This window comes from Neobacillus sp. plas4, assembly GCF_057221695.1.
The window spans coordinates 2,284,749-2,310,451 of the sequence record NZ_CM170152.1 but is presented as its reverse complement, the minus strand read 5'-3'; the positions used below and the strand labels follow the sequence as shown (position 1 = coordinate 2,310,451).

Sequence of the window (25,703 nt, the reverse complement as noted above, 5' to 3'; positions counted from 1 at the left end):
GGAGAGACTCGGTTTATCGGCACTATCCTGGACTAATTGTTACGATACTTTGGAGAGACCAGGTTTTTCGGACTATCCTAGGCTAATTGTTACATTTTCCTTCATTTATTAGTGATGGTGATGATGGCCGCCTTTGGCCGGATTTGTGATCAGCCATTCTTCCTTAGGTACATGGAACATTTGAATCCAAACGCCATCTAAGTATTCTTCGCGGGAATCAAGGATTAAATCAATATCCTTGTCCGTTTTTACTACAACATCATGCTCAGTTGGTGTATCGAGCATTAAATCATAATGAGCATGGTCACCGTGCATATTTGTAACATAAACACGAAATAATTTTCCCTCTGCCTCAGGGCCCTCCATCATTTTCTTCAATGCTTTGGCAGCATGGCGATTAATTTTCACTTTCATATATGTCGCTCCATTCCTATGTATATTCATATACATTATCCCATTATTATTCCAAAATAGACAATGAACCTAACTTTCTTCCCACAACTTGTCTTTATTAGGAATAAAAATCCTTAACAAATTTGTCACAAATTCTTCAAAAAACGTATATAAACATCACACCAAAGTTGTTAATATTGTGGTAGCGAATAATTACACTAATTATAAAATCATTATTAGATAGTAATTAATTTAGAAAGGAATCTCTAATCAAGTTTGTGAAAAAATTCACGAAAACAAATCATTATCGAGAGGAGTAAGAAACATGAAAAAAAAGCGCACCAAATGGGCTTTATACTCAGTGATTTTTACCATTTTCACCATTTTAACTGGGTGTGAACCTCTACTTGTCTTGGATCCAAAAGGACCACAAGCAGAACGGCAGGCCAGTGACATCCTTATGTCAATTGGACTTATGTCCGTAATCGTTATCGTAGTTTTCTCCATGCTGGTTTACATGTTAGTGAAATACCGAGCTTCGAAGCAACGTGCAGATTATGAACCGCCACACATTGAAGGAAACCTCTGGGTTGAAACCATCATGGTTGGAATTCCAGTATTAATTGTTGCCTTTCTCTCTTTTGTATCTGTACAAAGCAACTATATTGTTGAAGCAAAACCGAAGGGTTACGAGGATAAAGAGCCTTTAGTTGTGTATGCTTCTTCCTCTAACTGGAAATGGCACTTTAGTTATCCTGAAGAAGGTATTGAAACCGTCAATTACTTGTATATTCCAACTGATCGAGCTCTTGAATTTAGACTTTATTCTCATGGGCCGATTACAAGTTTCTGGATTCCCCAGTTAGGCGGACAAAAATATGCTATGGCTGACATGGTAACTACCTTGCATTTAGCAGCAGATGTCCCTGGTGAATTTATGGGACGAAATGCGAATTTCTCAGGTAAAGGATTTGCTGAAAATACATTCAATGTAACCGCAATGTCTCAAGACGATTTTGACGACTGGGTAAAAGAAGTAAAAGAAACTGCCAAACCAATTACTGAGAAAAAATTTGAGGAATTATTAGAACCTGGTCATCTCGGGCAGCAAACGTACATTGGAACGCATCTAGACTTTTCGCCGCCTCCAGCTGGTCATGATCACTCAGAAGAATCAAATGAAACAACTGATTCAGAATCTCACACAGATTCCAGCGCCAATCATGAAAGTATGAGTCATTAATTTAACAAGTAAACTTCCCTTGAAAGGAGTTAGGAATAAATGGATTTCTTTGATCGATTTGCCGTACCTCATCCTAGTTTTGCGATTTATGCTTCGATGGTTGCCATTGGGCTTACCTTTATCGCAGTGATTGCTGGATTAACGTATTTTAAAAAATGGGGCTACCTATGGCGTGAATGGTTAACAACTGTTGACCACAAACGAATTGGTATCATGTATTTACTATCTGCCCTCCTCATGTTATTCAGAGGTGGAGTTGACGCCATCATGATGCGTGCTCAGCTTGCCGTTCCAGAAAACACACTGCTGGACGCTCAGCATTATAATGAGATTTTCACAACACATGGAATTGTTATGATTCTCTTTATGGCAATGCCATTTATTATGTTCTTTATGAACTTTGTAATTCCATTACAAATAGGAGCACGTGACGTGGCATTTCCACGCTTGAATGCACTAAGTTTCTGGCTATTCTTTATGGGGGCCATGTTATTCAACATTTCATTCGTGGTTGGCGGCTCACCTGACGCAGGTTGGACTTCTTATTTCCCTCTTGCAGGTAACGAATTCAGTACATCTGTTGGTACCAATTATTACATGATTGCGATTCAGATAGCTGGTATTGGTACCTTAATGACCGGGATTAATTTTATCACTACGATTCTCAAAATGAGAGCACCTGGCATGACCTTATTGAAAATGCCAATGTTCACATGGTCCGCTTTAATCGCCAATGTGATTATAGTATTCGCATTCCCAGTTTTAGCTGTATTGCTTGCAATGGGAACCTTAGATCGTCAATTTGGAACGAATTTCTTCACTATGGATAATGGCGGAATGGATATGCTATGGGCCAATATTTTCTGGGTTTGGGGACATCCTGAAGTTTACATCCTAATACTTCCTGCATTCGGTATATATAGTGAAATTATCTCTACCTTTGCCCGTCGAAACCTGTATGGTTATAAATCGATGGTTGGTTCGATGGTTATTATTTCCCTGCTTTCCTTCTTTGTATGGGCACACCATTTCTTTACGATGGGGCAAGGAGCATTAACAAACAGTATATTCTCGATTACAACCATGGCAATTGCCGTACCTACTGGGGTAAAGATTTTTAACTGGCTTCTTACCCTAAGAAAAGGAAAAATTGTTTTTACCACACCAATGCTATATAGTATCTTTTTCATTCCGCTCTTTACAATTGGCGGGGTAACCGGGGTAATGCTTGCTATGTCTGCAGCAGACTATCAATACCATAATACAATGTTCTTAGTTGCACATTTCCACAACGTAATTATTCCTGGTGTTGTCTATGCAATGCTTGCAGGATTGCATTATTATTGGCCAAAGATGTTTGGTTTCATGTTAAATGAAAAAATTGGAAAATGGACAGCTTGGCTGCTTTCCATCGGTTTTGTCTTATCCTTTATGCCAATGTACGCTTCGGGGCTGGATGGTCAGGCACGCCGGATGTACACCTACTCTGAGGCTGCTGGATTTGGTACATTGAATATGATTTCCTTTATTGGAGCCGCAATCATGGCCATTGGTTTTGTATTCATCGTATACAATATTTACTATAGTACTCGATATGAATCGAGAGACATTGGCAATGACCCATGGGATGCTCGTACATTAGAGTGGTCTACCCATACACCGGTACCGGCATATAATTTTGCAATATTACCAGAAGTTCGTTCCAATGAAGCATTTTGGGACGCAAAGAAGAAGGGTCATGTTTTATTTAAAGGAGAATACGAGAAAATTCACATGCCTAATAATAGCGGAATTCCATTTATCATGAGCTGTATCTTCTTTGTTTGGGGATTCTCTTTTATTTTCAGTTTGTGGATTCCAGTTATCATTACAACACTAGGAATTTTTGCATGTATGGCTCTCCGGTCGTTTGAACAAGACCATGGCCATTATATCTCTGTAAAAGAAATTGAAGAAACAGAAACAAATTTGCGAGGTGCTTAAAAGATGAAAATAGATAACTCGCTCCCATTAGAATATAGTACCGAAGAAAACAGTTTGAAAATCTTAGGATTTTGGATCTTTCTTGGTGCGGAAATTATGCTTTTTGCCACCCTTTTTGCGTCATATTTCACATTAGTGGATCGAACGGGTAATGGTCCTGCGGGAGCAGAAATTTTTGAGATTACACCAGTGTTAATTGAAACGATTTTACTTTTAACCAGCAGTTTTACCATTGGCCTAGGTATTCATGCCATGCGCATCGGTAACAAAAGAGCTATGATGGCATTTTTCGCCATTACCTTACTACTTGGACTTGGATTCTTAAGTGTTGAGATTTATGAGTTTATGCACTATGTACATGTTGGGGCCGGACTGCAAACAAGTGCATTTACATCGATCCTTTTAACAACATTAGGTACACATGGAGCGCACGTTACACTTGGACTTTTTTGGGGATTATTCATAATGCTGCAAGTGAAAAAACGTGGTTTAACTCCACAGACAACCAATAAAGCATTTATCTTTTCCCTTTATTGGCATTTCCTAGATGTCGTTTGGATTTTCATCTTTAGCTTCATCTATTTGAAAGGAATGATGTAAGATGAGCCAATTATTCCCAATGAAACAAGTACTTGGTTTTGTCTTCTCCCTACTCCTGACAACCATTGCTTTAGCTGTTTACTTTTTAGATATGTCATTTGCGGCAGGCATGACGATTCTTCTTGTAACTGCGTTTATCCAAGCAGGACTCCAGCTCGTTGTATTTATGCATGCTGGTGAGACGAAGGATAAAGGTGCAATCTACACTAATGTTTTTTATGGCTTAATTATTGCACTCGTTACGGTTTTTGGTACCCTGCTCGCAATGGTTTGGGATATGTAGAAGCCTGAATCAAATCATCTAATCTAATAAAAAACGCTGTTGATTTCCACATCAACAGCGTTTTTAATTTCCATGTAATAGTCATATAGGTGTAATTTCCACTATATACTATGCATGAAGTCAATTTAGAAAGGTGGGAGCACTATTAGTACCCTTGTTGAAAAATCATGGAATGACTTTGCCGGTTTTTTTCCTAAGGAGACTCAAAAGCAAATCAAAAAAAGCGTAAGAGCTATGCAAGTATTAACCACCGATCCTGAACCAGAAGTTGCACCAACCCCCAAAGAACTTGTTTGGACAAAGAATAAAACAAAACTTTATCGCTATACTCCCGATCAGCCCAAAAAATATAAGATCCCTCTGCTTATGGTTTATGCATTGATTAATAAACCATATGTCCTAGATTTAGCTAAGGGTGGAAGTCTCATAGAATATTTGGTAAGCCGTGGTTTCGATGTCTACCTCTTAGATTGGGGAACACCAGGTTTAGAGGATAAAAATATGAAACTTGACGATTATATTTTAGACTATATACCACGTGCTGTTAAAAAAGTAATGAAGAATTCAAATGCTTCTGAAGTTTCCATTTTAGGGTATTGTATGGGTGGAACCATGACATCTGTATTTGCAGCATTACATCCAGAATTGCCAATCCGCAATCTTATCTTTATGACAAGTCCCTTTGATTTTACTAATACAGGTTCCTATGGTTCTATGTTGGATAAGCGATACTTTGATGTTGATAAAGTAGTAGATACAATGGGTAATATACCGCCAGAAATGATTGACTATGGGAACAAAATGATTCAACCAATTGCAAACTTTTACGGACCATATGTAAGTCTATACGATCGTGCAGATAATGAAAATTTTATAAAAGGTTTTAGTCTTCTCCAAAAATGGCTAAATGATGGTATTCCATTTCCAGGTGAATCCTACCGCCAATGGATTCGTGATTTTTATCAATACAATAAGCTGATAAAAGGAGAACTAGTTATTCGCGGCCAAAAGGTAAATTTAAAGAATATTAAAGCAAATGTGTTAAATCTTGCAGGTAAAAATGACTTGATTGCCCAGCCTCATATGGTTGAAGCATTAATGAACGCGATATCAAGCAAAGATAAAATTTATAAAAATTTGCCCGTTGGCCATACCTCGATAACCTTTGGAGCAAAAGCGGCAAAAATCACCTACCCTACCATTGGCGACTGGCTTGCAGAAAGGTCAATCTAAACGCTGAATTTTCAGCGTTTTTTTTATTTTGGCAGGCAATCTTCAAAAATACAAAATACCGACTGAAATACTTTTTCCAGTCGGTTCATGTAAGTATAATATTATTAGACTTTTTTCGACAATATTACCGTTTAAGACATTTTATCATATGTTGTAATTATTTGTAAATTATTGAAGTTAAGAGTTTTTTTAATATAATTAAAACCCGAATTAACAGCCCTTTAAATCACCAAACCTCCATCCACACTTAAAACGGTACCATTAATGTAATTGGCGTCATCGGATGCAAGAAAAAGATAGGCAGAGGCAATATCCGATGGTTTTCCAAGCTTCTTAAGAGGCGTTTTTTCCTTCATGACGTTAAGAATCTTCTCTGGTACTGCTGCGGTCATCCCTGTTTCAATAAAACCTGGCGCAACAGCATTTACCCTTATCCCTTTAGGACCAAATTCTTTTGCCCAGCTTTTTGTTAAGCCAATAACACCAGCCTTAGTGGCTGCATAATTTGTTTGACCGATATTTCCGTATAACCCTACGACAGAGGAGGCGTTTAAGATGACTCCCGCTCCCTGGTTTAACATAATCGGGGCAACCGCTTTTGTACATTTAAATACTCCAGACAAGTTAACGGAGATAACTTTTTCCCAGTCACTTTCATTCATCTTGGTGAGAAACCCATCCAATGTTATACCTGCATTATTGATTAGAATATCAATCCTTCCATGCATTCCAATGGTTGTTTGAACCATTTCATCAATTTGGGAGCTGTCTGTAACATCCACCTTCATAAAGGTAACATTCTCATGATTTAATTCCTCAACTGCATTTCTGCCGGCTGATTCATCATAATCACATATCACTACTCTTGCCCCTTCTCGAAGAAATTGTTTGGCCGTTTCTTTCCCAATCCCCTGAGCACCGCCAGTTATTAGAGCCACTTTACCTGTGAATTTCAAATTCTCCCCACCTCTTGTTAGATTTTTTTCATCCAAAGGCAGTTTGTAAAATGTCAACTTAACACTTCATCCTATTCTTATAAGTTCAAAAAAAGAACATAGTATATACTGCTCTTCACTGTTCCGAATCGATTGAAAACAGCCTAATCCTATTTACAATCGAGATATTCATTATTTCAAAATAAAATCAAATTCTATCCATGCCCTAAAATCCCCAAGAAAACGCATTAAAAACGTGGTGAATTTTGTCTAAAAAAGTATTATTATTTTGTGACAATTTCGAATACTTACCCTTCAAATCCTTCCTCATTGCTAGTATGATAGTAATGTTGATAAAAACACTTAGGAGGAATAACCATGAAATTAGAAACAAATCTTTTTGATATCTGGAAGGATTACTATGCAAAATCCAGCAGCTTTTTTGATGAAACTATTAAGGAGAATTTCCCAGCCCAGGGAATTGCTCAAGTGTTGGAAATGAACCTTATGTACAAAAAATTAATTGATGAAAGTACAGAAAAATATCTTGAGCTGGTTAATCTTCCATCTCGCAACGATCTTGCTAATCTTTCTTCTTTAGTAGTCAACGTTGACGCAAAAGTTGATAACTTGGAAGAACTATTAGAGGATAACAGCACAAATCAACTAGACCAGTCTGGTTTCAAACAGGAATTATCTACCATTAAAAAGGACATGAAAAATCTAGATACCAAAATGAATCAAATTATTACTCTCTTAAAAGCCGAAGGATCAAAATAGACTATTTCTATCACTAGGAACAAGAAATTAAACCGGTTTGACCATTAAGCTTGTAAATGTAGTTACATAACATAGGAGGCATATTAACATGACAGAACTTAAAGACAAGGTAGCAATCGTAACAGGCGGGAGCAGAGGAATTGGCGCATCCATTGCATTGGAATTGGCCAAGAATGGCGTTAAAATCGTTCTTAACTATGTTTCACGTAAAGAACTTGCTGATAAAATCGCGGCTGAAATACATGAAGTTGGCGGAGAAGCTTGTATTGTTCAAGCGGATGTTTCTAAGAGTGAGGAAGCACACTATCTTGTCGAACAAGCAGTTGGACATTTTGGACGATTAGATATTTTAGTAAATAATGCTGGAATTACTCGAGACAGCACATTTAAAAAGCTTACTGAGGAAGACTGGAGAAAAGTAATTGATGTGAATTTAAATAGTGTATACAATACCACATCATCGGCATTACCACACCTTACTGAATCTGATGCTGGCCGCATTATCAACATTTCATCTATTATTGGTCAGGCTGGAGGATTCGGTCAAACAAACTATGCTGCTGCAAAAGCCGGCATAATCGGATATACTAAATCCCTTGCGTTAGAGCTTGCAAGAACAAATGTAACGGTAAATTCAATTTGCCCTGGATTTATCGGAACAGAAATGGTTCAAGCAATTCCGGAAAAAGTACTAGAAAGCATCGTGGCAAAGGTTCCTCAAAAACGTTTAGGAAAACCGGAAGAAATAGCACGCGGTGTTGTGTTCTTATGTAAAGATGGAGACTATATTACAGGACAGCAATTAAATATTAATGGCGGACTTTACATGTAAGTACCCTGTGTACTTATAGTAATAATGATGTAAGGAGTGAGCAGTTATTAACGTACATACTAAAAATGAATGGGAAAAGTATGCGCAATTAATTCCTCAAGATTATCAACAAATGCTTAATCGCGTAAATAGGGCTTCTCAGGTACTAACAATTGATGCCGAACCGGAAGTTGCGCCAACACCAAAAGAGGTAGTTTGGACGAGAAATAAAACAAAGCTTTATCGATATATTTCTGACCAGCCGAAAAAACATAAAGTTCCATTACTCATGATTTATGCCCTAATAAATAAACCATATGTCTTAGATTTAACAAAAGGTGGTAGTTTAATAGAATATCTGGTTAATCAGGGGTTTGATGTTTATCTGCTTGACTGGGGTACGCCAGGATATGAAGATCGCCATATGAAACTAGATGATTTTATTATGGACTACATCCCACGTGCAGTAAAAAAAGTAATGAAAAAATCTAATGTTGACGAAGTGTCCCTGCTTGGGTATTGTATGGGCGGTACCATGACATCTATTTTTGCGGCATTACACCCTGAATTACCTATCCGTAATCTTGTCTTTATGACAAGTCCATTTGACTTTGAGAATACGGGTCAATACGGTGAAATGTTAAATGAGAAATTTTTTAATATTGATAAGGTAGTAGATACACTTGGTGTGGTACCTCCTGAAGTGATTGACGTGGGTAACAAATTAATAAAACCAATGGCAAACTTCTATGGTCCTTATGTGAGTCTTGTCGATCGCGCGGATAATGAAAAGTTTGTAAAAAGCTTTAAACTTCTCCAAAAATGGTTGAATGACGGTATTCCATTCCCTGGCGAGGCTTACCGTCAGTGGATAAGAGATTTTTATCAGAAAAACAAACTGATTAAAGGTGAACTGGTTGTACGTGGAAATAAAGTAGATTTGAAAAATATTAAAGCAAATGTGCTAAATTTAGCCGGACAACAAGACCTAATTGCTCAGCCTCATATGGTTGAAGCTTTGATGGACTCCATTTCGAGCCAAGATAAACAATATCAAAATTTACCTGTTGGACATACTTCCATCACTTTTGGCAGCAAAGCCAATAAAATCACCTATCCAACAATCGGTGATTGGCTGGCTGAACGATCCAACTAAATAAAAAGATTAAAATGAAGTGTTCCTCTAATAGGAACACTTTTTTTGGGTTCAAACGTAAAATCTTCATGGATCCCCTTTATTTCATCGGTGTTCCTTTTTTTGAAGTGATTGGAACAACATTCTTACCAACATGAGATTTTTCTAACATTTCCTCCGTCACGACCAAGAACACACCAATAAGAAAAATAAAAACGGCACCCACAGATGTTCCAATTCCAATCGAGACGAACGCACTGAAACCGCTTACAGACATTCCTAAAATAAAGGTAATTACTCCGATGATTAAAATGGTTAATCCAACATACGCTACTGCATTTAAAAATTTCTCTCTCTTCACCATAACATTATATCCCCTTTCTATATATTATTAATTATTGACCATGTTCACAAAATTGTCAAACTTTTTCTATAAAAACAACTTATTAATGTTGACATTTTCAATTTCTAATATACTGTTCGTAATTACTCTTTTCTCAATACGAAAACAGATTTCATAAAAAACAACAATTCCACCATTTGGAGGAATTGCTTGTCATGTTTTTTGTTCTTCATTAAACATCTTTTTTGCTTCAATAAACAAAATATGATGTCCTTGGATTTCCTTAACAGTAAAGACGAATCCCTCTTCCTCGATTTCATCTCCCTTTTTAGCATCAAAATTGCGGCTCAGGAACCAACCGCCAATTGTATCCATTTCTTCATCGGATAAATTTGTACCAAGAGTATCATTCACTTCTCCGACTAATACTTTTGCATTAAATATGTACTGATCAGAATTAACTTTACGAATCTCTGCCACTTCATCAGCATCATACTCATCTCGAATCTCTCCGACGATTTCTTCTAAGATATCCTCAACCGTCACAAGCCCTGAGGTCCCGCCGTATTCATCAAGCAGAATGGCCATATGCGATCGTTCCTTTTGCATTTTCACCAATAAATCATGGATGGGGATTGATTCGATGACACGAATTACAGGCTTTAATATTGGTTTTAGCGTAGTGTCTTTTAAAAGTTCTTCCTTGGTTATCTCTTCCGTTAATATTTCTTTAATGTTAATTAAACCTAAAATATTATCCTTATCGCCATCAGCCACTACTGGGTATCGAGTATACTTTTCTTTTTTTATGACTTGCCTTACCGTTTCAATACTGTCGTTCATATCTAATGTAACCATTTCCGTTCTTGGAACCATGATTTCTTTTGCAATTCTTTCATCAAATTCGAATATGTTATTCACATATTCAAGTTCACTTTTATTGATCTCACCGCTTTCATAGCTTTCTGAAAGGAGAATTCGCAGCTCTTCTTCGGAAAGACCTATTTCATTTTCAGAAACAGCTTTGAAGCCAAACCATCCTGCAAGTACTCGAGCGGAATGGTTTAATACCCATATAAATGGATACATGATTTTATAAAACCAGATTAATGGCTTAGAAAATAATAGTGAAATTTGTTCTGCCCTCTGGATCGCTATTGTTTTTGGAGCTAACTCACCAATCACCACGTGTAAAAATGTAACAGAAGCAAATGCCAGACCAAAAGATAATACATGGGATATAGCCTCATTTAATTCTAAATATGTAAATAAGGGAAATAATAAACTTTCTACAGTTGGTTCCCCTAGCCATCCTAGACCTAACGCAGTAACCGTTATTCCAAGCTGACATGCTGATAAATATTCATCTAGGTGCGTAGTTACATGCTTTGCTGCTTTTGCTCCTTTTTTGTCTTCAGCGATTAACTGTTCTATTCTTGATCCCCTGACCTTCACAATCGCAAATTCAGTAGCAACGAAAAATCCTGTTAAAGCGATTAATAATGCAATTAAAAGAAGATTGATAATTGTCAATAGCTGCCTTACAGGATGTAAGGCTCACACCTCCATAATAAATGTATGTATATGTTATTGATTCCCCTAATCCTCCCTTTTTACCGACAGGAAGCTGCATTTCGATTGAATGCAGCTTCCTTCAACTCTTCCTATTCTAAGTTTTCCTTTATTATGAGGAAATTATGAGACTTTTGTATCTATTTTCCTCTCTTCTACCGCTTGGTCCTTGGAGAAGAACCATCCTGCAGCTGCAATCGCAACTAATACACCATAGAATGTTAATTTCCACTCTGTTGAATGGGCAAATTCCTGACTTAATACAGCGAGTGCTGGATGTGAAAGTGTGTAAACCGCTAACTTAACACCAACCCAGCCTACGATCATAAAGGCTGCAATTTCAAGACCGGGTCTTCTTTCTAATAACGTAACAAATTGATTTGCTGCAAATCGCATGATAATTAGACCAATGATACCCCCGGCAAAAATAACCAAGAATTTCCCGCCATCCAGGCCACCGATATTCGGCAATGGTGTATTGGGGAGAACGACTGCAAGTGCCACCGCAGCAAGTATAGAATCCACGGCAAATGCAATATCTGCTAATTCCACTTTAAAAACAGTAGACCAAAATCCGCTTTTCTTAATAGGTTCTTCTTTTGAACTTTCAGATTTTCCTTTAATCGCTACTTTTCGAACAATATGATTGATTGCCATAAATAATAGGTATAGCGCTCCAATGGCTTGAACCTGCCACACATCGACAAGGAACGAAATAACAAAAAGGGAAATGAATCGGAACACAAACGCACCTGCTAAACCATAAAACAATGCTTTTTTTCGATCTTCTTCAGGTAAATGCTTCACCATAATCGCTAGCACTAAAGCATTATCCGCTGCTAGCAAACCTTCCAATGCAATAAGTACAAGTAATACCCATCCGTATTCCAGCAAAAGAGAGAAGTCCATACATAATTCCTCCTAAATAGTAAGTTTTTTTCTAAAATATCCCTCTGCTGCAAATAAAAAAGCCTTTACGCAGGAAAAGTGGTACTTTTTCCAACAGTAAAGGCCTCAAAAAAACACAAAAAGACCTTTACCGTTTTGCAGTAAAGGTCTTGCTAACAACATCACGTTGCCAATAAAGCCGGAGAAAAAAATTTCTCGGAATGACGACTTTATTGTCCAGCTACTCCCCTTTAAAAAGGAAATATTTTATTACTTACAATATATGATAGAAAAAACATAATGTCAATCAGAAATTGCCATCATATAAAAGGAAAACCTTTACATTACTGAATAAAAACGTAAAATAATAAATAATTACATATTTTTACTATGCATACAAACGATGGAATCTCGCTTTGTTAGTTGAGGCTGTCTTCGTAATGATTGTTGTTAAAATCTTAAAGCCGATTTTAACGCGGCAATAGTTATTTTGCTTTTGTGAATTTAGTTTGCAGGCTCTTTTCTTAGTAAATTTATTCTATTTACTGCTGAAATTAGTACTATCATAAAATTTTGTTCCAGAAAGCAAGAAAATTTAAGAAAAGAGCCTTAGTTGAAAAGGATGTGTCAGCAATTGGAGAAAAAGAAAAAGAAAAAATCACATTTCCCGTTTCGCTTAAATCTGCTATTTTTCAGTGTTTTTATGTTATTTTCCATTCTGATTTTACGTTTAGGATTTGTCCAAATTGTCTATGGGGAAAATTTCAAACGTGAATTAGAAAGAAAAGAAGATATTACGATTAATAACCCTGTACCCAGAGGGAAAATGTTTGACAGTAAACACAGAGTGATTGTTGATAATGTGCCGAAAAGGGCAATTACATATACTAATATGGGAGCAAGTCAGAAAGAAATGCTTGCCACAGCCGAAAAGTTAGCACAGTTAATTGTTAAAAATCCCGATAAAGTGACTGTTCGAGACAAAAAGGATTTTTGGATTATTAAAAATCCTGAAAAAGCCGAAGCAAAAATCACCCAAGAAGAAACCGCCTTATTTAAAACAAAAAAATTAAAAGATAATGATCTTTATCAACGAAAGCTTGAACGAATTACCGAGGAGGAATTAGCTCAATTTACTCCTGAGGAACTTGAGGTACTTGCCATCTACCGTGAATTCTCAAGTGGATATAAATTTACTCCTCAAATTGTTAAAAACGAAGATGTAACACCAGAGGAATTTGCGATTGTCAGTGAGAATCTACAAATGCTCCCAGGTGTTGATACGACCACGGATTGGGATCGGTCATATGCTTTTGAGCAAACTTTAAAATCGATTTTAGGGAACGTGACAAAAACCGAAGAAGGATTGCCAGCCGATCGTTTGGATCATTTCTTATCACTTGGGTATAACCGTAATGATAGGGTTGGAAAAAGCCAGCTGGAATTACAATATGAAGATGTCCTACATGGACACAAAACAAAGGTTAAAACAGTAACAGATAAGCAAGGCAATGTCATTGAAACAGAAGTAGTTTCGGATGGAAAACGAGGGAAAGACCTGGTTCTAACTGTTGATATGGACTTACAAATCGCCGTAGAGAAAATTATCGAAGAAGAGCTTTGGGCACTGAAACAAACCCCGAATACCTCTCTTTTGGATAGAGCCTACGTCGTTTTAATGGATCCAAATAATGGTGCCGTCTTAACAATGGCTGGGAAAAGAATCGTTAAAAATTCTGAAACTGGTAAATTAGAAATGCAAGATGATGCTCTAGGTACAATTACTACCACATACAATGTCGGCTCAACAGTAAAAGGGGCAACTATTTTAACAGGGTTTAAGCAAGGGGTAATTAGTCCTGGTACGAAAATTAATGATCAAGGGATAAAAATCGCGGATACCCCTCTCAAAGCGTCTTATTCCTATTTAGGAACATTAAATGATGTGGACGCATTGAAATTATCTTCAAACGTTTATATGTTCCATACGGCGATTAGAATTGGTAAAGGGAATTACCAATATGATAAGCCCTTAAGTTTAGCCTCAAATACAGGTGAAATCATTAGAAATTCTTTTGCGAGCTTTGGCCTTGGGACTAGGACTGGTATTGATCTCCCAAATGAATCAAGTGGTCTAAAGGGAACAAGCAAGCTGCCAGGACATATCATGGACTTAGTCATTGGACAGTATGACACCTATTCTCCGATGCAATTAGCGCAATATATTTCAACGATTGCTAACGGCGGAAACAGAATGAAACCACATATTGTGAAAGAAATCCGTGAGCCTATGGACAATACAGACGAACTTGGTCCTATTTTCCAAGAGATAAATCCCACTGTCCTTAATACGATAGATGCTGAACCTGCTTGGATTGACCGGGTACAGTTAGGATTCAAAAAGGTTTTCCAAGAGCCAGGAGGAACAGCATTTAGACGGTTCCAAGGAGTTGCTTACTCTCCTGCAGGAAAAACCGGAACGGCTGAGGCCTACTATGATGGACCAGACCGCAAGAAATTTGGTAAGATTCCGCCCCAAGTAATGAACTTAACCTTAGCCACCTACGCACCTAGTACCAATCCTGAAGTGGCAATGGCGGTTATTGTCCCATGGGCCTATCAAGGAAATACTGATAATGGTGCAAACTTCCGAATCGGGCGTAGAGTCATGGATACTTACTTTGAAAAGAAGAAGAATTAAGGAGAAAAGGCGTCTGGTATATTTATGACCAGACGCCTTTTTGTTTTTTTGTAGAAGGTGCACGGCTTTTTGTAGAAACTGTACACTCCTCCCCTATCCAATCGGCAACACATAGATCAAAACACAGAAAAAGTGCATCACTGTCCCGGCAATTACAAATAGATGCCAGACGGCATGATGATAATGAAAGCCTCGCCATACATAAAAAACAGCTCCAAATGTATAGAGGAGACCTCCGATCATTAAATAGGTCATCCCCTGTGATGGGAGTTTGTCAGCTAAAGGATTCCATGCGAATACCATCATCCAGCCCATCACCACATATAGAATCGTCGAGGTAAAAAGATACTTTTTTACAAAAAAGCATTTAAAGATAGTTCCGGCAATGGCCAATCCCCACACAACCCCAAAAAGTGTCCAACCTAAAGACCCTCTAATGACTACTAGCAGGAAAGGTGTGTAGGTGCCTGCAATGTAAAAGTAAATGGATGAATGGTCAAAAATCTCAAATAAATCTTTGACTTTCCCCTCCGGAAAACTATGTACCAATGTCGAGGACATATACAAAATGAACATGGAGGCTCCGTAAATTGTAAAACTCACTATGTGCCAAGCATTTCCATAGAGTGATGAAAATACAATCAACATAACCAAAGCAGCAATACTTAGCACGGCACCAATCCCGTGAGTAATCGAATTTGCAACTTCCTCTCTACGCGAAAAAACATGAGTATTTGCCATCGTGCTATTCTCCTCTTTCAAACTATTCCTGTTTAGATTTATCCATTAATTCTATTATGCTCTTTTTTGGACTCCAACAGTCAAATTTATAATTCGTTTTTGTTTCAAAACCTAAACGACTGCAATAATAAACCATCCCAGCTGGCTTTTTCTCGGCTTGAAAATTCCGGCAGGTAGCACAACAATGGAAATCCTTCATTTTCTTCCCCCCCACAAATTTACCATTCTATTAATAATTCTTTCATAATTTGTTCATATTTTTCGTTTACTATAATACTAGGTTCATAAAAGAACCTAAACTCCATCCCCTTTTATTTTATAGATACCTTTTCCATACCCGGCATTTGCCGGGTAAATTTTTTGTACAAATATTTTTTTCTCTACTAATATTAGAATAAAGCTGGCTGCCTACTATCGCAGCAGACAGCCCAAACTCCATTTATCTTACTTTTCTCTCCATAAATATTTCAGGATCATCTATTGCTTGAAAACCATATTGTTCGTATAGTCCATGTGCGTCGTACGTGCATAACATCATTTTCCGAACATCCTTTAGTTCTGACTGGCCAATCATAGTTTCCATCATCCATTTCGAAAGGCCAATTCCCCGATATTCAGGGAGAACAAATACATCCATGATCCATGCAAATCGAACAAAATCAGTTACTGCCCGGACAAACCCTATTTGCTTTGCTTCCCCTTTTGCGGGATTTCCCTCATACATACCAAAACAAATCGAAGATTTTTCTATTGACTTGTTTACTTTTTCCATCGATATCCCTTTAGCCCAATAAGAATCAACACTCAAAAAATGATGAATCATATTCCTATCAAGATATTGCTTCTCCGTACTAAGAGTAAAACCATCCTTTTCCCAACTAGACATTGCCATCACCCTCCGATTTTTCAGATTAGCCTATGATCTTAATAGTCATGACGTATACTTCCCGCCTTCCCTGTCAATAACAATACCAATTACTACTAGAAATGAGGTGTCTTGGTATGAAGGGAATCTATTTTATCAATGACCAAATTCGTTTAAACGGTCTTTCAAAGGAAGAAAGCTTTAAACTTCAAGAACAAAGTATTCTGCCTTACATTCAAAAACACAATATCAAAGTGATAAAACTGAATCCTTATCAACTCTACGACTATTACACGATTCCGCATGCCCTTTTACATGATTTGAAAAAGCATAGAAATGATCTTGATTGTTTCATTCATTACTCTCCCCAAGTATTAGAGGATTTTATAAATTCCTATCCAGCAAGATGGTTAATTTTAAAAAGCTTTTTTAAAAAGGTAATTACAATAGATGAACGAAATGATCTTCCTGCAAAGTTCATCGTTTAGTCTGCCGATTCCTTTGACATTTTTCGGTACATGATAACAAAATTAATAAGAGAAATTAGTAAAATATATCCTCCATATAAACCAAAGGAAAACAGCTTGTTGCTGCTAAAAGAAGCTCCGGCAAAAGACAAAATGAGGATATTAGGTAATTTACCAATTGTGGATGCGCTAAAGAAAACAAGACCATTCACCTTACTTAAACCGCAAACGATATTGACTACAGGCGCTGGAATAATGGGAATCAAACGGCAGGTTAAGATGGCCAAGAAGGAATTCCGATTAAGAAAAGCTTCATATTCCTGGACTTTCTTATGGTTCATTAACTTTGCCTGTGCATAGTCCCGAAAACCATATCTACATAAATAAAAGAACGCCATTGTTCCAACCATTGCACCTGTTAGGGACACAATTACCCCTTGAGTGGTTCCGAATACACCGCCGATAACACCAGCTAGGACAGGAAAAGGAATAACAGGAAAAAAGACACAAATTGCTACGAGCAGCATGCTAATCAAAAGGGAAAGTGGTCCCCCCTCTTTTATTAATGCAAGCAGCTCATCCTTTTGTAAAAAGCCTATCGCCACAATTATGATTAAAATCAATATACTTAGAATTCTTTTCCCCATTATTAACTCCTAATCTTTAAGAAATGCTCTTTCTCCTTAAGTATAAAGGTAAATGTCCCTTTCATAAACCATAAATTTCCTGAACTTTTAAATGACTGTTGATTTGCGCTCCAGGCACTTCGCTTTCCGCAGGCGGTTCGGGAAGCCTCCTCGACGCTAAAGCGTCTGCGGGGTCTCCCCTGTCCCGTCCTCCTGCAGGAGTCTTCGTGCCTTCCGCGCAAATCAACAGGTGCCTAAATCAATTTCACGCTTTAACACCGTCAATAAAAAGACCTTTATCGCTAGATAAAGGTCACTTTCTATTATTCTATTAAAATGCTGTTCGAGCACCTAGGTAGCGAGGCTTCCAGTATGGGTTGTTCATATCTGTAATCGTTACACCGGTTGATGTTCCGGCATGGATGAATTTGTTATCACCTATATAAATCCCTAAATGAGTTGGACCAGGTGCATAGGTTTCAAAGAATACAAGATCACCAGGGTTTGGGGTGCTTACCGCTTTTAAACCTGACCATTGAGTCGCTGCCGTTCTCGGAAGTGAGATTCCTGCCTTTTCAAAAACATACTTTGAGAAACCGCTGCAATCAAAACCGGCTGGAGTATTCCCTCCCCATAAATATGGAGTGCCGATATATTTCTTTGCCTCTGCGATCACCAATTGTGCTTTTGAAACGGTAGAAATGGGTGCAGGCGCCGCTGTTGTGCCAGTTAATACTAGAACTTGTCCAACATAAATGATGTCTGTAGACAGGTTATTTAGGGCCTTAAGCTGAGCAATTGTCAGCTTGTGCTTAGAGGAAATCCCCCACAACGTATCTCCTCTTTGAACTGTGTACGTGGAACTAGAATCTGTTTCATGCGTGTGCGGTGCCAATAATGATAGTTTCTGATTTACATAGATGTTATCGCCCGCAAGCTTATTCCAGGATTTTAAATCTGAAACTGATAGGTTATTAGCTTGAGATATTTTCCATAGGGTGTCACCCGATTTAACAGTATATACATTTTCATGAGCACTAACGGATCCACCAAAAGATGTAAACAATATGCCGGCAGCTGCCGCGACTGTCAGTATGTGTTTGTTCATGGAAGTTCTCCTTCTCTTTAAGATAAATCTATCATAAAGGAGAGAACCAATTGAGTTGTATCACAAAAATTTGGTTGTTATGGAAATATCCCCCACCCCTAGCAATGTAAACCCTTATTTCACATAAGCTTGAAACACCTAAACCCTTTCAAAATAAGGTTTAAAGCTCTATTATTCTTTTAATCCTCATTCTAGCTAAAACATATTGGTGGTTTTTGGAAAATAGAATGTAGAAATATTGTAACAAACCTTATGAAATATTGTAACAATCCTTTCATCCACGACGAATAGAGAAACTTATAATTAACCTATAGAAACATTTTTAAAGGTTATAAATAGATAAAAAAATATTATGAAATCTTGGTGATAATAATGCAAGGAATAAGTAAAGGACATCCACAGAAAATGGGACACCCACATGGGATGAGTAAGAGTATCAATTATGATGTGAACCCGTTTATCGTTATATGGGAAGTAACACGTGCTTGTCAATTAAAGTGTGTTCACTGCCGTGCAGATGCTCAATTGACTCCAGATCCTCGTGAGTTAACGCATGAAGAGGGTATTAATTTAATTGATCAAATTTATGAAATGGACAATCCATTGCTCGTGTTCTCAGGCGGAGATTGTATGATGAGGGAAGACCTGTTTGAGCTTGCGGATTACGCAGTTAAAAAGGGAATGCGCGTTAGTATGACTCCTAGTGCCACTCCTAATGTAACAAAAGAAAAAATGCAACGTGCTAAAGAAGTTGGTCTTTCACGCTGGGGCTTGAGTCTTGACGCACCGACAGCAGAAATCCACGATAAATTTCGAGGTGTGCCAGGATCATTCGATCTAACTATTGAAAAAATTAAGTACTTAAATGAATTGGGAATGCCTTTGCAAATTAATACCGTTATTTCACGTTACAATTATGACCATCTTGAGCAAATGGCTAAACTTGTAGAAGAGCTAGGTGCGGTTATGTGGTACATCTTCTTACTGGTTCCCACAGGAAGAGGTCAAATGGATGCATGTATCACACCAGCCGAGCATGAAAAGGTATTCCGCTGGTTATATCAGTTAAGTAAAACAGCTCCTTATGATATTAAGACAACTGCTGCTCAGCATTACCGTCGTGTTGTTTTACAAGAGAAAGCACGTGACCATATCATTGAAAAAGGTGAAATTCGCTACGAAGATTCAATCACAACGGATTTCGCTTCCATGCACGATGGCTTAAAACGCGCACCAAAAGGTGTTAATGACGGAAATGGCTTTGCTTTCGTTAACCATATTGGCGATGTAATGCCTAGCGGCTTGCTCCCAATCGTTGGCGGTAACATTCGTGATACCCCGTTAGCAGAAATTTACCGTGAAGCAAAAGTTTTTAAGGACCTAAGACAACCAGAAAATTATAAAGGTAAATGCGGTGTCTGTGAATTCAACAAAATTTGCGGCGGTTCCCGTTCAAGAACTTATGCCGTAACCGGTGATTATATGGAAAGTGAACCATTCTGTGTTTATATTCCACAAGCAATGCGAAAAAAATCTGAACTGACAGTCTAGCACCAACCAGGCATTCCAACTAATTGGAATGCCTTTCCCTATTCAACCAATCCCGTATCTTCTATTTGCACGTCCACATTTACTTTAAATGGAATCGGAGGATATACCTTCTTCCACGTTTCCCAATCATTCTTTTCAAAATGTCTCGCACGATAATGCAGTCCAAACATTTTATTCCCCAAAAAGAAAATCCCCTAATAACAGTGGACAATTTTTGAAAAAAGAAACAACTATCGCTATCATTAGGTTATATTATTAAGTTTCCAACATAGAAAACTGAAAAAAGGTGTTTTTATGATTAAAACGATAGCAATTAATCAAGATTATCAATTGATACAAGGTCTGGAAGCCTCTGAGCTAATTAATGGTAATTATTTATGGTTTTGGATTGATTTTCAACAGCCCACACAAAGTGAAATAGAGGTTTTGAGCGATCCCCTACACTTTCACCCACTGGCTATAGAGGATTGTATTTTCACATTACAACGCCCAAAGCTAGACTACTATGAGGATTATACTTTTTTTGTTACACAAGCTTTAAACCCACTCACAATTACAAAAGAAGAGATTGATTTTTTCCTTGCAGAGAACTATATCGTTTCCTTTCACTACAACCAATCTCCTGAGATTGAGGAAGTATGGAATAGATTTTTACATTCCACGAAGGTAAAAAGTTGGAGTCCATCGCAAGTGTTATATCATGTCCTAGATAAAATGGTGGACAATTACTTTCCACTTGTCTATCAGGTTGAGGATACCTTAAATGAAATAGATGAGAATTCTAAGGGAAGGTCTATGGAAGCCTTATTAGAGGACCTTTTTGATACACGGCACGACCTCTTGTCTTTGAGACAAACAGTTACACCAATGAGGGATCTGATTTATCGAATCATCAACTCCCAGCGGGTGACGGTTATGAAGATAAAAATTGAATATTTCTCTGATATTCATGATCATCTCTTAAAACTAACCGAAATGGTTGAAGCAAATCGGGAATTAGCAACAGATATCCGTGACAGTTATATTTCTTTAAATTCACATCAAACCAACCATGTGATGAAGGTCCTTACGGTTATTACTACACTTTTCATGCCACTAAGCTTCATCGCGGGCTTATATGGGATGAACTTTCATTACATGCCTGAATTAACATGGAAGTATGGTTACTTTTTCACACTGTTCCTCATGGTTTTAGTAGTACTTGTCATGTCACTATGGTTTAGGAAAAAAGGTTGGTTTAAATAAGTAAGGTGAGCCCATATTCGCTTTAAGCTTGAAAAAGTAAAAAAGACTAGCCCGCTAGTCTTTTTTATTCCCATTTTTCGTAAATGACCTTTCCACCTGTTACATCAATGATGTTTCTGTCTCCCTTATAAAAAGTCCTTCCATCCTTTTCATAAATGTAGTTTTTATAGGTAAATAGCTCTTTTCCATCTGGAAGGTGAATCACCACTTGGGAGCCAACATCTTCTTCCGGTGATTCAATCTTTATCGTACTTTGATAATAGTGGCGAAACACGAAGAAACCTACTGTCAGGATAATACAAGTTAGAATGAAAAAAAATGGCCTCTTCCACGTAAATTGCCTCGATTTCTTTTGATGGTATAGTTCTATTCTGGTCATTTTTCTCCTCCATTAGCAAGTTGTTGAATAATTTTGAATTATCCCTTTTATTCCCAAAACATAAAGCTTTTATGCTTTCCTAAAGGAAAATTCAACACTACCTAAACTATGCAGCAACAATGAAAAAGTTGACGAGTTTTGTTTCGATTGATTTATATGTAAGATGTTATAATAGGAAAGAGTGTTATTTAGAAAGGGGATTTAACTTTGGCTATCAAGAATACTGAGGAAACGATGAAATTACTGGTGGATTTAGTGTCGATTCCGAGTCCATCTGGGAATACAAATGAAGTGATTTCCTACGTTGAAAAATATCTTGCTGATTTAAAAGTTGAAACTAGGAGAAACCGTAAAGGCGGTCTTATTGCAACATTGGATGGAAAAGATTCCAGCCAGCATCGCATGCTTACTGCACATGTAGATACTCTTGGAGCAATGGTTAAGGAAATTAAATCAAACGGCAGACTAAAAATTGATTTAATTGGAGGCTTTAAATTTAACTCCATTGAAGGAGAATACTGTCAGATTGAAACGAGCAGCGGGAAGAAATTTACAGGGACTATCCTAATGCGCCAAACTTCTGTCCATGTTTATAAGGACGCCGGTAAAGCAGAGCGCAATCAGGACAATATGGAAATTAGACTTGATGAAAAGGTACATAATGCAGAGGATATTCGAGCACTTGGCATCGAGGTTGGTGATTTCGTATCCTTTGACCCACGAGTAGAAGTTACACCGAGGGGATTTATTAAATCCCGTCATTTAGATGACAAAGCCAGTGTAGCTATCTTACTTCAATTAATAAAACAACTAAAAAATGAAAACATCCAGTTACCATACACCACCCACTTTCTTATCTCTAATAATGAGGAAATTGGATATGGAGGAAATTCGAATATTACACCTGAAACGGTTGAATATTTAGCAGTTGATATGGGAGCAATGGGTGATGGTCAGTCAACGGATGAATATACCGTATCAATCTGTGTGAAGGATGCAAGTGGACCGTATCATTATGGACTTCGCAAGAATTTAGTACGTCTTGCTGAAGACAACAATATTGAATACAAACTTGATATCTATCCTTTTTATGGCTCGGACGCCTCAGCAGCCATTAGGTCTGGTCACGATATCGTTCACGGCTTAATAGGTCCTGGGATCGACTCCTCCCATGCTTTCGAACGGACACATGAATCATCCATTGAAAATACCGCCAATCTTTTATATTATTACGTTCAATCAAAATTAGTTATCTAAATAGGAGGCTGCTTAATGTTCTCAAACATAGGTGTACCTGGATTAATATTAATACTAGTTCTAGCCTTAATCATCTTTGGACCGAATAAACTGCCTGAAATTGGTCGTGCTGTCGGTAAATCAATACGTGAATTCAAGCGTGCTACGGATGGAATAACCAATGACATAAAAGAAGAATTTAAAGATGACCTAAAGGAAGCACAGAAGGAAAAGGTCGATATTAAAAAATAAAAAAAAAATGCAAGCTGAATGGGCAGCTTGCATTTTTTAGTTTCCTCATTTAATTCTAAACGTTATTCTACTACTATTGCCTTCATTTTTTCGTTATGCTGTTTTGTCTGTTCTAACAATTGATTTAGTAATTCCGCTGCCTGCTTATCATTTCTCGTATCCACGGCGGCTTTTAAATCGTGGAATGACTTCCAATTACCCATCGCTTTTCCACCATGCGCCTTTTGAACAAATTCTTCTTTTGTAATCTTACCCTCGTCTAATTGTTTCTTTAATGCTTGAATTTTCTCCATTTTTTCTTGCTTCCACTTTTCGCGCTTCGTTGCATTTTCAGGACTTAACCACTTATTTCGTAATTCCTTTTTTTCCGATAATACCTTTGTCCATTCTTCTTTTTTATCAGGGGTATACTGATTAACCCATGTTAACAGTTTTTGTTCACGTTCTGCCATTTTTTCCTGCCAGTTTTTGTGCATATGCTCATGTTTTTCATCACAATCGCATTCTTCTGTACCCTTCTCCCCATCTATTTCATGGGAGTTTGGTGCAGAAGGTTTTTGATTTTCATCCGGTACCTGAACATTTGCTGAAGTGAATCCTGGCATGGCTAGAAGCAACCCTAGCATCATTATCATTATTCTTACCTTCATTCGAATCTCCTTCTTTCTTTTTATATTGATTTGAACTTTAACCAGCCTTTATTTGGCACCTAGTTATCATTCCCTGACTGTCAAAAAAAATTTACCAATTCGACATATTTATCACAAAAGGCTACTTGTTATTTAATTTTCTATATTGTATTCTATGAATATTAACGACATGTGAAATACTTCACAAGGTTTAGAGGTAATACAACTTATTTTTTGAAGTAATATGTGAAATGCTTCACAATATGAATCATACATAAACATACTTATTGTTAGGAGAGGGATTTTATGAGAAAACCAAAAATTGTGATTTTAGGAGCAGGTTATGGTGGTATTATCACCAGTAAGAAATTAGAAAAGCTACTAAAGTCCGGTGAAGCAGACGTTACGTTAATCAATAAACATGAATACCACTACATTACTACACAACTACATAAAACCGGTGTTGGTACTGCTGCGGATCGTCAAATTGCAATGAAAATTCCAGAGTTAATTGATCCCCATAAAACAACTTTTAAAAAAGGCAGTGTTACAGCAGTAGATGTTCAAAAACAAGCCGTACACCTTGATGATGGCGAAAGTGTTGAATATGATTACCTTTTAATCGCATTAGGTTTCGATATTGAAACATTTGCAATTCCTGGCATTAAAGAACATGCCTTTGCCATTCGCAGTTTTAGAAGTACCAAAGCCATTTATAATCAAATTATCAGACAATTAAATCTTTATAAAGAAGACAAAGACCCATCCCGCCTTACCTTAGTGGTGGCTGGAGGCGGATTTACGGGGGTGGAAATGTTAGGAGAATTAGTGGAAGGAATTCCAAAGCTTTGTAAGAAGTACGATGTTCCATTTGAAAAGGTTAAAATTGCAGCGGTTGAGGCTGCACCTTCTGTCATTCCGTTCTTCCCTAAGGAATCTATCCAATATACAACAGATGTCTTAAAAAAGTTTAATATCGATATGTTTATGTCAACCAAAATATTAGAATGTACACCTGAGAAAGTCGTACTTGAAAACAACCTAGAGATCCCAACACGGACACTTATCTGGTCTTGCGGGGTAAAAGGTAATCCAATTGTACAAAACTGTAGTTTGCCAATCGAAAAAGGCAAACTCCCTGTTGATTCATTCTTACGTGTTAAAGGCAAGAATAACATTTTCAGCATTGGTGACTGTTCCCTATTCATGAAGGATGAAAAAAACGCCTTACCGCCAACAGCGCAGGTTGCCCTTCAGGAAGCGGATGTTTGTGCGAAAAATATCGTGTCCACAATCCGTGGTGGAAGCTTGAAAGCTTTTGAATATCATCATAAAGGGTCTGTCGCATCAATTGGTAACTTTGCTGCGGTTGGTAAGGTTGGTAACTTTAGATTGTCAGGATTGTTTGGCGCCTTTATGAAACAAGTAATTGAAGCACGCTATTTATTGAATCTTGGCGGTCCATCTCTTATTATTAAACAGCACTTTGGTTTCAGCAAAGAACCAGTAAAAGTAACCGCAAATCAGTAAATTTCAACCTTGGTATAAGGACTCCCTCCCCTTTACCTGATTAGAATATCCCTTATCTAGACCAAAGTAATGTCTTAATCCCCCAATTAAGGCAACGAAACCACCTTTTAAGTTAAAGGTGGTTTTTTTCACAATAATATTTTCCAAATTAAGGGCTCATACCCTCCAAATTAT

General features: G+C 37.5%; 28 protein-coding genes. 15 read left to right on the top strand and 13 right to left on the bottom strand.

The features are described from left to right. Positions 1 to 108 precede the first annotated feature (108 nt). Positions 109 to 414 (bottom strand): iron-sulfur cluster assembly accessory protein, encoded by a 306-nt coding sequence (locus AC2TFD_RS11470; RefSeq protein WP_335519836.1) that lies wholly within the window; start codon positions 412 to 414, stop codon positions 109 to 111. Between the two features lie 304 nt (positions 415 to 718). Between AC2TFD_RS11470 and qoxA the strand changes: the two genes are divergently transcribed. The 5 genes from qoxA to phaC (AC2TFD_RS11445) all read left to right on the top strand — a co-directional run bounded on the left by qoxA (position 719) and on the right by phaC (AC2TFD_RS11445) (position 5,735). Further along, positions 719 to 1,636, top strand: a complete 918-nt coding sequence (qoxA, locus tag AC2TFD_RS11465; protein ID WP_335519839.1) for a cytochrome aa3 quinol oxidase subunit II — start codon at positions 719 to 721, stop codon at positions 1,634 to 1,636. Between the two features lie 39 nt (positions 1,637 to 1,675). After that, positions 1,676 to 3,619 (top strand): cytochrome aa3 quinol oxidase subunit I, encoded by a 1,944-nt coding sequence (gene qoxB, locus AC2TFD_RS11460; protein ID WP_335519841.1) that lies wholly within the window; start codon positions 1,676 to 1,678, stop codon positions 3,617 to 3,619. Positions 3,620 to 3,622: 3 nt separating this feature from the next. Beyond that, positions 3,623 to 4,219 (top strand): cytochrome aa3 quinol oxidase subunit III, encoded by a 597-nt coding sequence (gene qoxC / locus AC2TFD_RS11455; protein ID WP_335519843.1) that lies wholly within the window; start codon positions 3,623 to 3,625, stop codon positions 4,217 to 4,219. A 1-nt stretch (position 4,220) separates the two neighbouring features. Beyond that, entirely contained in the window at positions 4,221 to 4,502 is a 282-nt protein-coding gene (gene qoxD / locus AC2TFD_RS11450; RefSeq protein WP_335519846.1) for a cytochrome aa3 quinol oxidase subunit IV, read from the top strand. A 144-nt stretch (positions 4,503 to 4,646) separates the two neighbouring features. Then, a complete protein-coding gene (gene phaC / locus AC2TFD_RS11445; RefSeq protein WP_335568384.1) occupies positions 4,647 to 5,735 on the top strand; it encodes a class III poly(R)-hydroxyalkanoic acid synthase subunit PhaC in 1,089 nt (362 codons plus the stop codon). Positions 5,736 to 5,956: 221 nt separating this feature from the next. Here phaC (AC2TFD_RS11445) and fabG read toward each other — a convergent pair whose 3' ends face one another. Continuing rightward, the gene (fabG, locus tag AC2TFD_RS11440; protein WP_484675667.1) at positions 5,957 to 6,691 is read right to left on the bottom strand and encodes a 3-oxoacyl-ACP reductase FabG; all 735 of its coding nucleotides are present in this window, start codon (positions 6,689 to 6,691) and stop codon (positions 5,957 to 5,959) included. Positions 6,692 to 7,048: 357 nt separating this feature from the next. On the opposite strand from fabG, the gene AC2TFD_RS11435 reads away from it, so the two are divergent. From AC2TFD_RS11435 to phaC (AC2TFD_RS11425), 3 genes are all read left to right on the top strand, one after another. Then, positions 7,049 to 7,450, top strand: coding sequence for a polyhydroxyalkanoic acid synthase subunit PhaR (locus tag AC2TFD_RS11435; protein ID WP_335568236.1), 402 nt, complete (start codon positions 7,049 to 7,051; stop codon positions 7,448 to 7,450). Positions 7,451 to 7,538: 88 nt separating this feature from the next. Further along, the gene (phbB, locus tag AC2TFD_RS11430; protein ID WP_335568237.1) at positions 7,539 to 8,282 is read left to right on the top strand and encodes an acetoacetyl-CoA reductase; all 744 of its coding nucleotides are present in this window, start codon (positions 7,539 to 7,541) and stop codon (positions 8,280 to 8,282) included. 46 nt (positions 8,283 to 8,328) lie between these two features. Beyond that, entirely contained in the window at positions 8,329 to 9,417 is a 1,089-nt protein-coding gene (gene phaC / locus AC2TFD_RS11425) for a class III poly(R)-hydroxyalkanoic acid synthase subunit PhaC (protein WP_335517820.1), read from the top strand. Between the two features lie 79 nt (positions 9,418 to 9,496). On the opposite strand, the gene AC2TFD_RS11420 is transcribed toward phaC (AC2TFD_RS11425), so the two are convergent. From AC2TFD_RS11420 to AC2TFD_RS11410, 3 genes are all read right to left on the bottom strand, one after another. Then, positions 9,497 to 9,760 (bottom strand): hypothetical protein, encoded by a 264-nt coding sequence (locus AC2TFD_RS11420; protein ID WP_335568238.1) that lies wholly within the window; start codon positions 9,758 to 9,760, stop codon positions 9,497 to 9,499. A gap of 192 nt (positions 9,761 to 9,952) precedes the next feature. After that, positions 9,953 to 11,272: a hemolysin family protein gene (locus AC2TFD_RS11415; protein WP_335568239.1), complete on the bottom strand. Its 1,320-nt coding sequence runs from the start codon at positions 11,270 to 11,272 to the stop codon at positions 9,953 to 9,955. Between the two features lie 162 nt (positions 11,273 to 11,434). Next, positions 11,435 to 12,220: a TerC family protein gene (locus tag AC2TFD_RS11410; RefSeq protein WP_335568240.1), complete on the bottom strand. Its 786-nt coding sequence runs from the start codon at positions 12,218 to 12,220 to the stop codon at positions 11,435 to 11,437. Positions 12,221 to 12,833: 613 nt separating this feature from the next. Between AC2TFD_RS11410 and AC2TFD_RS11405 the strand changes: the two genes are divergently transcribed. Continuing rightward, positions 12,834 to 14,900: a peptidoglycan D,D-transpeptidase FtsI family protein gene (locus AC2TFD_RS11405; RefSeq protein ID WP_484675666.1), complete on the top strand. Its 2,067-nt coding sequence runs from the start codon at positions 12,834 to 12,836 to the stop codon at positions 14,898 to 14,900. Between the two features lie 93 nt (positions 14,901 to 14,993). Here the strand turns inward: AC2TFD_RS11405 and trhA are convergent, their stop codons facing one another. The 3 genes from trhA to AC2TFD_RS11390 form a co-directional block, all read right to left on the bottom strand. Further along, positions 14,994 to 15,641 (bottom strand): PAQR family membrane homeostasis protein TrhA, encoded by a 648-nt coding sequence (gene trhA, locus AC2TFD_RS11400; RefSeq protein WP_335568242.1) that lies wholly within the window; start codon positions 15,639 to 15,641, stop codon positions 14,994 to 14,996. Between the two features lie 22 nt (positions 15,642 to 15,663). Then, complete coding sequence (locus tag AC2TFD_RS11395) at positions 15,664 to 15,840, bottom strand: hypothetical protein (RefSeq protein ID WP_335568243.1); 177 nt, start codon at positions 15,838 to 15,840, stop codon at positions 15,664 to 15,666. A gap of 240 nt (positions 15,841 to 16,080) precedes the next feature. Further along, entirely contained in the window at positions 16,081 to 16,527 is a 447-nt protein-coding gene (locus AC2TFD_RS11390; RefSeq protein ID WP_335515653.1) for a GNAT family N-acetyltransferase, read from the bottom strand. A 116-nt stretch (positions 16,528 to 16,643) separates the two neighbouring features. Here AC2TFD_RS11390 and AC2TFD_RS11385 point away from each other — a divergent pair, with 116 nt between their 5' ends. Further along, a complete protein-coding gene (locus AC2TFD_RS11385) occupies positions 16,644 to 16,994 on the top strand; it encodes a hypothetical protein (RefSeq protein ID WP_335515650.1) in 351 nt (116 codons plus the stop codon). On the opposite strand, the gene AC2TFD_RS11380 is transcribed toward AC2TFD_RS11385, so the two are convergent. Both AC2TFD_RS11380 and AC2TFD_RS11375 read right to left on the bottom strand, forming a co-directional pair. After that, entirely contained in the window at positions 16,991 to 17,620 is a 630-nt protein-coding gene (locus tag AC2TFD_RS11380; protein ID WP_484675665.1) for a TVP38/TMEM64 family protein, read from the bottom strand. The two genes, AC2TFD_RS11385 and AC2TFD_RS11380, sit on opposite strands and share 4 nt — an antisense overlap. A 310-nt stretch (positions 17,621 to 17,930) precedes the next feature. Continuing rightward, positions 17,931 to 18,707 (bottom strand): C40 family peptidase, encoded by a 777-nt coding sequence (locus AC2TFD_RS11375; RefSeq protein ID WP_484675664.1) that lies wholly within the window; start codon positions 18,705 to 18,707, stop codon positions 17,931 to 17,933. 372 nt (positions 18,708 to 19,079) lie between these two features. Between AC2TFD_RS11375 and AC2TFD_RS11370 the strand changes: the two genes are divergently transcribed. Further along, complete coding sequence (locus tag AC2TFD_RS11370) at positions 19,080 to 20,258, top strand: TIGR04053 family radical SAM/SPASM domain-containing protein (protein ID WP_484675663.1); 1,179 nt, start codon at positions 19,080 to 19,082, stop codon at positions 20,256 to 20,258. Between the two features lie 38 nt (positions 20,259 to 20,296). Here the strand turns inward: AC2TFD_RS11370 and AC2TFD_RS11365 are convergent, their stop codons facing one another. Continuing rightward, positions 20,297 to 20,440, bottom strand: a complete 144-nt coding sequence (locus tag AC2TFD_RS11365; RefSeq protein ID WP_335515636.1) for a Ger(x)C family spore germination C-terminal domain-containing protein — start codon at positions 20,438 to 20,440, stop codon at positions 20,297 to 20,299. Positions 20,441 to 20,552: 112 nt separating this feature from the next. Here AC2TFD_RS11365 and corA point away from each other — a divergent pair, with 112 nt between their 5' ends. Continuing rightward, positions 20,553 to 21,503 carry a magnesium/cobalt transporter CorA gene (gene corA / locus AC2TFD_RS11360; protein ID WP_335515633.1) on the top strand — a complete coding sequence of 317 codons (951 nt, stop codon included), beginning with the start codon at positions 20,553 to 20,555 and terminating at the stop codon, positions 21,501 to 21,503. Between the two features lie 64 nt (positions 21,504 to 21,567). Here the strand turns inward: corA and AC2TFD_RS11355 are convergent, their stop codons facing one another. Further along, positions 21,568 to 21,882 (bottom strand): hypothetical protein, encoded by a 315-nt coding sequence (locus tag AC2TFD_RS11355; protein WP_335515630.1) that lies wholly within the window; start codon positions 21,880 to 21,882, stop codon positions 21,568 to 21,570. A gap of 234 nt (positions 21,883 to 22,116) precedes the next feature. On the opposite strand from AC2TFD_RS11355, the gene AC2TFD_RS11350 reads away from it, so the two are divergent. Both AC2TFD_RS11350 and tatA read left to right on the top strand, forming a co-directional pair. Continuing rightward, a complete protein-coding gene (locus tag AC2TFD_RS11350; RefSeq protein ID WP_484676297.1) occupies positions 22,117 to 23,139 on the top strand; it encodes a M42 family metallopeptidase in 1,023 nt (340 codons plus the stop codon). 15 nt (positions 23,140 to 23,154) lie between these two features. Beyond that, positions 23,155 to 23,370 (top strand): twin-arginine translocase TatA/TatE family subunit, encoded by a 216-nt coding sequence (gene tatA / locus AC2TFD_RS11345; RefSeq protein WP_335515623.1) that lies wholly within the window; start codon positions 23,155 to 23,157, stop codon positions 23,368 to 23,370. Positions 23,371 to 23,432: 62 nt separating this feature from the next. Here the strand turns inward: tatA and AC2TFD_RS11340 are convergent, their stop codons facing one another. After that, the gene (locus AC2TFD_RS11340; RefSeq protein WP_484675662.1) at positions 23,433 to 24,020 is read right to left on the bottom strand and encodes a hypothetical protein; all 588 of its coding nucleotides are present in this window, start codon (positions 24,018 to 24,020) and stop codon (positions 23,433 to 23,435) included. A 285-nt stretch (positions 24,021 to 24,305) separates the two neighbouring features. Between AC2TFD_RS11340 and AC2TFD_RS11335 the strand changes: the two genes are divergently transcribed. Further along, entirely contained in the window at positions 24,306 to 25,529 is a 1,224-nt protein-coding gene (locus AC2TFD_RS11335; RefSeq protein ID WP_335515615.1) for an NAD(P)/FAD-dependent oxidoreductase, read from the top strand. Positions 25,530 to 25,703 lie beyond the last annotated feature (174 nt).